6 protein-coding genes and 1 pseudogene are annotated in these 6,554 nt (G+C 70.2%); 5 read left to right on the top strand and 2 right to left on the bottom strand.

Features of this window, described 5'->3' with window-relative positions; genetic code table 11:
* The first annotated feature begins 188 nt into the window (after positions 1–188).
* Entirely contained in the window at positions 189–1,178 is a 990-nt protein-coding gene (locus tag J1792_RS33745; RefSeq protein ID WP_242647073.1) for a PI-PLC domain-containing protein, read from the top strand.
* 202 nt (positions 1,179–1,380) lie between these two features.
* Here the strand turns inward: J1792_RS33745 and J1792_RS33740 are convergent, their stop codons facing one another.
* Positions 1,381–2,289 (bottom strand): LysR family transcriptional regulator, encoded by a 909-nt coding sequence (locus tag J1792_RS33740; RefSeq protein ID WP_086566280.1) that lies wholly within the window; start codon positions 2,287–2,289, stop codon positions 1,381–1,383.
* A gap of 70 nt (positions 2,290–2,359) precedes the next feature.
* Between J1792_RS33740 and J1792_RS33735 the strand changes: the two genes are divergently transcribed.
* A complete protein-coding gene (locus J1792_RS33735; RefSeq protein WP_207249007.1) occupies positions 2,360–3,301 on the top strand; it encodes an NAD-dependent epimerase/dehydratase family protein in 942 nt (313 codons plus the stop codon).
* 46 nt (positions 3,302–3,347) lie between these two features.
* Positions 3,348–4,253, top strand: a pseudogene (locus J1792_RS33730) (aldo/keto reductase).
* Here the strand turns inward: J1792_RS33730 and J1792_RS33725 are convergent.
* Positions 4,235–4,633: a winged helix-turn-helix transcriptional regulator gene (locus tag J1792_RS33725; RefSeq protein WP_086566283.1), complete on the bottom strand. Its 399-nt coding sequence runs from the start codon at positions 4,631–4,633 to the stop codon at positions 4,235–4,237. The pseudogene J1792_RS33730 and the gene J1792_RS33725 overlap by 19 nt on opposite strands.
* Before the next feature lie 77 nt (positions 4,634–4,710).
* On the opposite strand from J1792_RS33725, the gene J1792_RS33720 reads away from it, so the two are divergent.
* A complete protein-coding gene (locus J1792_RS33720) occupies positions 4,711–5,667 on the top strand; it encodes an NADP-dependent oxidoreductase (protein ID WP_242647072.1) in 957 nt (318 codons plus the stop codon).
* Between the two features lie 134 nt (positions 5,668–5,801).
* Positions 5,802–6,473: a hypothetical protein gene (locus tag J1792_RS34965; protein WP_242647071.1), complete on the top strand. Its 672-nt coding sequence runs from the start codon at positions 5,802–5,804 to the stop codon at positions 6,471–6,473.
* Positions 6,474–6,554: the final 81 nt, after the last annotated feature.

Below are 6,554 nucleotides of genomic sequence, written 5' to 3'. Positions count from 1 at the left end.
GTCCTCGACAGCATGAGCAAGCCCCGTGGACGGCGACCGAGGCAAAGCCCGGAGTGAGCGGAAAGGGTTGTCTGCCGCCCGTGGTCCGCCCTTACCCGGATGCATTGACCGACCATTTATCGTATGTCAAAGCTCAGTTGGTGAGATCGATTGTCCGCTTCAGGACACCGACACGAAGGAGTACCTTCTTGACCACTCACCTTCGACATGGCACCGGCCCGCGGAAGTTACTGGCGCTGATGGCGGCACTGTGCGGGATCGTCGGTGCCACCGCTCTCGGTACGACCCCGGCGGCAGCTGCCGATCAGCGTCAAGCGATCTACGCCATCGCGCACCGGGTCGACACCCTGGACGGCGTGGACGCCGCGCTCAACCATGGCGCCAACGCCATCGAGATCGACGTCTGCGCCTGGTGGAACCCGAACGAATGGCGCGCTTACCACGACTGTTCCTCGGCCGGTGAAAACCGGCGGGGCCCCAGCTTCGACAGCATGATCGACCGCATCCTCTCCAACGCCAAAGCAGGGCGCCGGCTGAGCCTGGTCTGGCTGGACATCAAGGACCCGAACTACTGCGGCGAAGCGCCGAACCGTACGTGCAGCGTCGCCGGACTGCGCGACAAGGCGCAGCGGCTGGCGGCTGCCGGGATCCAGGTGCTCTACGGGTTCTACGAGTACCACGGCGGCAGCACCCCGGACGTCGGCGGCAGGGGCTGGAAGAGCCTGGAAGGCAAGCTCGGCAAACTCGAGGGCATCACGACGACCGGGACTCGCGATCAGGTCCTGGGCGCCTTCAACCGGTCCGGTTCCGGGTTCCCGGCCGGTCGACGGGTGATGGACTACGGCGACTCCGACATCACCAAGGGGTTCGGCAACTGCACGGAAGCCGCCCGCAACACATGCGCGGAACTGAAGAAGGGCGCCGGAGACCGTGCCGCGGGACGGCTCGCGGCCACGCTGTCCTGGACGACCACCTACAACGATCCCTGGTACGTCGACAAACTGCTGGGCGATGCGCGTGTGGACGGCATCATCGCCGGCTACGGCGCCTTCACCGGAGTGCGCGAGTACGACAACAGCTGGCAGTGCGCCAACGCCATCAACCTTGTCCGTGACTGGGTGAACCGCCACAGCGCCACCCATCGCATGGCCAACAGCGGTGACCGTCTGTTCAGGTAGTGAACAGCCCCGGGCCGGGACCGTGGGCCGGGTTCGTATCGCCCTGCGCCCCATGGCCCCCTCAGGCCGTCGGCCGGAATCCCGGCCGACGGCCGCACCGCCCCGCGTTTGCAAGGCCCTGCTCTCCGCAGAGTGCCGCCTACGGCCGGCGTGGGGCTCCGCTCCGAACCGTCGCCAACGCGTCGTCTCGGCGGTCGGGAGGTCATCTCTCGACGGCCGCTGCCGCCTGCTCCTGGAGGGCCTGGATCAGCGTCGCCGCCAAGGGGTGACCGCGGCGGCGCAGCACAGCGACGCCGATGTGCCGGGTCGGGGCCGGCGGATTGATCGGAACGGCCCGCAGGCCCGGCAACTCCGGGGTCAGCGCGATGGAGGGGACCAGCGAGACGCCCATGCCCGCCGCCACGAGCGAGCGGGCGAAGAAGTAGTCGGTCGTCGTGCCGCGTACCTCCGGGTCGAAACCGGCGCGCTCGGCGTAACGAGACAGGTAGGCCTCGGTCTTGAGGCAGCCGAGCACCCAGGGTTCGTCCGCCAGCTCGGCGATGTCGATCGCCCGGCGGTCGGCCAAGGGGTGCGCCTCGGGGAGGACGACGTGCAGGGGGTCCTCCATCAGTGCGGTCCACTCCACGTCGGAGCTCTGGCCCGGCCGGCCGGGCAGCGGCCCGTCGAAGTGGTAGGCGAGCGCGAGATCCACGGCACCCTGGCGGACCAGGGGCAGGCTGTCCTCGGGCTCGGCCTCCCTGACGTGGACCACGGTGCCGGGATGGGCGGCCGTCATGCGGGTGAGGGCGCCGGGCAGCAGGAGTCGGCCGCCACTGGTGAACGTGGCGAGGGTGAACTGGGTACGGCCGGTGCCCAGCCGGTCGACCTGCCGCTTGGCGTGCGTGAGCTCCGCGGCGACCGACTCCGCGGCCCCCACCATGATCCGGCCGGCCTGGGTGAGGGTCACCCCTCGGGTACTGCGTTCCACGACCCGCGCGCCGAGGCTGCGTTCCAGGGCCGCGACGTGCTGGGAGACGGCCGAGGGGGTGAGGCGCAGGGCGGCCGCCGCCCGGTTGAAACTGCCGTGCTCCGCCACCGTCCGAAGGACGCGGAGCCGCTGCACATCGATCAACAGTTTTCCTTAATACGTTTCCACTAAGTCGGCACTTCTGCTGGTGACTGTAGGCGCGCAGGATGAAGCCATGCAAAGCATCTGCGTCATCGGCGGAAACAGGTACTTCGGCAGGCTCCTGGTCCAGCGCCTGCAGGCCGCCGGACACCACGTCACCGTGATCAACCGTGGCTCGACGCCGCCGCCGGACGGCGTCGAGCACCTCGTCGTCGACCGCGACGACGAGGCCGCCCTCACCGTCGCCCTCGCCTCCCGCACCTTCGATGTGGTCATCGACCAGGTCTGCTACACCCCGGTGCAGGCTGCGATCGCTGCCCGCGCCTTCCAGGGCCGCACCCGCCGGTACGTCATGACGTCCACCATCGAGGTCTACGACCCGTCGACCGCGGCGCTGCCCTTCATCCCGCACGGCACACCGGTGCCGGAAGAGACCGTGGACCCCGCCATGTGGCAGGTGAGCACGGATCTGCCCTGGCGCGACGACGCCTACCTGGAAGCGCACTACGCCGAGGGCAAGCGCCAGGCGGAGGCCGCCTTCACTCAGCACGGCGGGTTCGCGTTCGCTTCGGTGCGCAGCGCCCACGTACTCGGTGGCGGTGCGCAGGAGTTCACCGGCCGGCTGGCGCACTACGTCGAGCACATCACCCAGGGCAGACCGCTCATCGTGCACCCCGCGGTGCTGCCCACCGTCTTCATCCACTATGAGGAGCTGGCCGACCTGCTGTTGTGGGCGGCCACGGCCACCGACTTCACCGGTCCGGTGAACGCCTGCTCGGACGGCCTGTTCGACGTACGCGATCTGAGTGCCGTGATCCACGCTCAGACCGGCCGGGAGCCGGTGTACCGGGCCGCCGCCCCGGGCGAGGCGGCTTCGCCGTTCTCCTTCGACCGCCACTACGCCATGAGCAACGCCCGTGCGAAGCAGCTGGGCTTCACCTTCTCCCGCACCGCCGACTGGCTGCCCGGCGCCGTGGCCGAAGCCCTCGCTGTATCCGCCACCCCGGCACTCTGAGCAACACGGACATCTGAGCAGCACGAACACTGGAGAACAGACGCACATGAAGTACCGCCCCTTGGGAAGCATCACGGTCAGCGCGATCGGCTTGGGCGCCATGCCCCTGTCCATCGAGCACCGCCCGGACGAGGAACGAGCGGTCGCAACCGTCCACGCCGCCCTCGACGCCGGCGTCACGCTCATCGACACCGCCGACAGCTACCACTGGCACGCCGACGAGCGCGGACACAACGAACTCCTCATCGCCCGCGCCCTGGCCCGCTACGGCGGCGACACCTCCGACGTCCTCGTCGCCACCAAGGGGGGCCGGGGCCGCCTCGGCGACGGCGGCTGGACCGTCACCGGCACCCCCGCCCATCTCAAGCACGCCGCCGAAGCCTCTCTCAAGCGCCTGGGAGTGGAATCCATCGGCCTGTACCAGCTGCACAAGCCCGACCCTGACATGCCCTGGGCGGAATCGGTCGGCGCGCTGCGCGAACTGCTCGACGCCGGCACCATCCGCGCCGCCGGGATCTCCAATGTGACCACCGGCCAGATCCGTGAGGCCCACGCCATCCTCGGCGACGCGCTCGTCTCCGTGCAGAACCGGTACTCCCCCGCCGTTCGCGACGCCGAGCCCGAGCTGGAGCTGAGCACCCGACTCGGCCTGGCCTTCCTGCCCTGGAGCCCGTTGGGCGGCATCTCCCGCAGTTCCCTGGACGGCCGGTCCGGCCCGACCTCCGCGAACACCGTCTTCCACCGCATCGCGGCCGAACGTGGCGTCAGCCCGCAGCAGATCGCCCTGGCCTGACTGCTGGCCCGCTCCCCAGTGGTCATCCCGGTACCGGGAGCCAGCCGTCCGGCTTCGATCCAGGACTCGGCCAAGGCCACGGAGGTCGAGCTCGAGGCGACGGAACTGGCAGAACTGGAGGCAGCCCTGTCACCGGACCGTCAGCTCGGGGCGTCGTAGGCGACGCGGGCGGCGCGCACCTCGTCCATGTGCTCCTCCGCCCAGTCCTTGATCGCGCGCATGACCGGCAGCAGTGAGCGGCCGAGCGGGGTCAGTTCGTATGCGACGCGGACCGGGACGGCGGGGATCACGGTCCGCGACACCAGTCCGTCGCGTTCCAGATGACGCAGAGTCTGTGTGAGCATTTTCTGGCTCACGCTCGCCAGCCGGCGTTGCAGTTCGGTGTACCGCTGGGGCCCGTCGGCAAGCGCGTTGACGACGAGGCTGACCCATTTGTCGGCGATGCGGTCCAGCAGTTGCCGGGCGGGGCATTCGGCGAGGTACGCGTCGTAGGTGACGCTCGCCTCGGCCCGGCGCTGAGCGGCCGTGCGGGTGGGCATGGCTCTCCTTCCGGTGCCGTACGCACCCCGAAGTGCGTACTTCCTGATGGAGAGTAGCGGTTCCTATGGTGTGCAACATGATCGCTGAAGAGAAGATGCGGGCGGTGGTCGCCCGCGGTTACGGCGGGCCCGAGGTACTCGAGTTGGTGACGGTCGCACTGCCGGAACCCGGCCCCGGGCAGGTGCGGATCCGTGTCGAGGCCGCGACCGTCAATCCCGTCGACCTGGTCACCCGTTCCGGCGCGCTCGTCGAAGCCGGACTGATGGCCGCCCGCGAGCACACGGGCATCGGATGGGACGCCGCGGGCGTCGTCGACCGCCTCGGAGCGGGCGTGACGGCATTCGCGCCGGGGCAGCGGGTGATCGGGCTGCGCGACCTGCTCGACGTACCGCTGGGCGCCTACGCCGAATACCTGGTCCTGGACGCCACGGCCGTCGCGCCCGCGCCGGCCGGCGCCTCGGCCGCAGCCGCGGCGACGCTGCCGTTGAACGGCCTTACCGCCCTCCAGTCCCTCGACCTGCTCGACCTCGCCGCGGGCGACACCGTGCTGGTGACCGGAGCCGGCGGGGCGGTCGGCGGCTTCGCCGTCGAACTGGCGGCACGGCGCGGCCTGCGCGTCGTCGCCCAGACCGGCGCCGCCGACGCGGAGTTCGCTCGAAGCGTCGGCGCCGAATGGATCGTCGGCCGTGACGCGTCCGACCTCGCGGCCGATGTCCGCCGCCTGGTACCGGGAGGCACCGACGGCGCGCTCGACACGGCAGGACTTGGAATCCGCGCCCTGGCCGCCGTCCGCAGCAAAGGCGCCTACGCCACGGTGGTCGGCGGGTCGGCCCCGCTCCCGTTGCGCGGCATCCGGGTCCACCAGCACTGGATCAGCGCTGACGCACACGCCCTGACCGAGCTCGCCGCCATGGATCTGACTCTACGGGTCGCCGACGTCCTCCCCCTCGAGCGCGCCGCCGAAGCCCACGACCGGCTCGCGGCGGGCGGGATACGCGGCCGGCTGGTACTGGCTCCCGCCAAGGGGGCCTGATCCGGCCCGGCCGCGCCGGACCGTGCCCGCCACGGCCCGGCGCATCCGATGCGATCGCCGGAGCGGGACATGCTCGGGAGGCGGAGCTCGGGGTCCGGCAGGGCAGCGGGAGCACCACGTTTAGGGTGTTCCACATGCAATTTCCTGTACATGCTCTTGCCCACCGGCCGTTGACCGTTGGGGCCGTCGCCGAACTTGTGGATCTGCCGGCCGCGTCTCACGTCTCCGACGACTTCGACGCCGTCGATGCCGAAGTACAGCGGCGGGGGTGGTGCTGGGAGGAAAGCCTGGTCTGTGAGTCCTTCCGCACCGCGGACCAGCATGTGCTGTGTTCTGAGGGTGCCAGCCCGTTCGGGGACCCGGATGCGCGCACCTTCCTGGTCTTCGGAGAGCTGTACCCCGTCGACCCGCACGACGAACGCCTGGCCAACGAATCATGGCTGTACGGCCTCATGGACCGCTGGCAGGAACAGCCCGGCTGGAGCGGCCGCAGGCCGTGCACAGCCCAGGACTGTGAGGCCGTCCTCACGCAGGCCGCGCAGGCGGTGACCGAACACCTCGGAGCGCTCCCCGAGCGAACGCTTTCGTCCTCCGCGACCGTGATGACCGGGCCCGAACTGACGCACCGCATCTGGCGCACCCCGACTCACGCCCTGATACTCGGGCAGACAGCCGACAACGGCCCCTACGGCTACCTCACCCACTTGCAGCTGTCCTGTACCCCCCTCGGCTGTGGCCCCGATCTGCCCTCCGCGGACGACGAGGACGGCCTGGTCGACTGGATCAACGCACACATCGACTGGTGACGCCGTCGGCCGGGGGCGCGTACGCAGCCCCGGCCCGGCGCTGCCGGCCTTGCTGTACGCCTTCGGCACGGTGGGCGTACT

The sequence above is a fragment of the Streptomyces triculaminicus genome (assembly GCF_017349075.1).
GTDB lineage: Bacteria > Actinomycetota > Actinomycetes > Streptomycetales > Streptomycetaceae > Streptomyces > Streptomyces triculaminicus.
The sequence above is the reverse complement of the archived record's forward strand: the minus strand, read 5'-3'. Positions and strand labels throughout refer to the sequence as shown.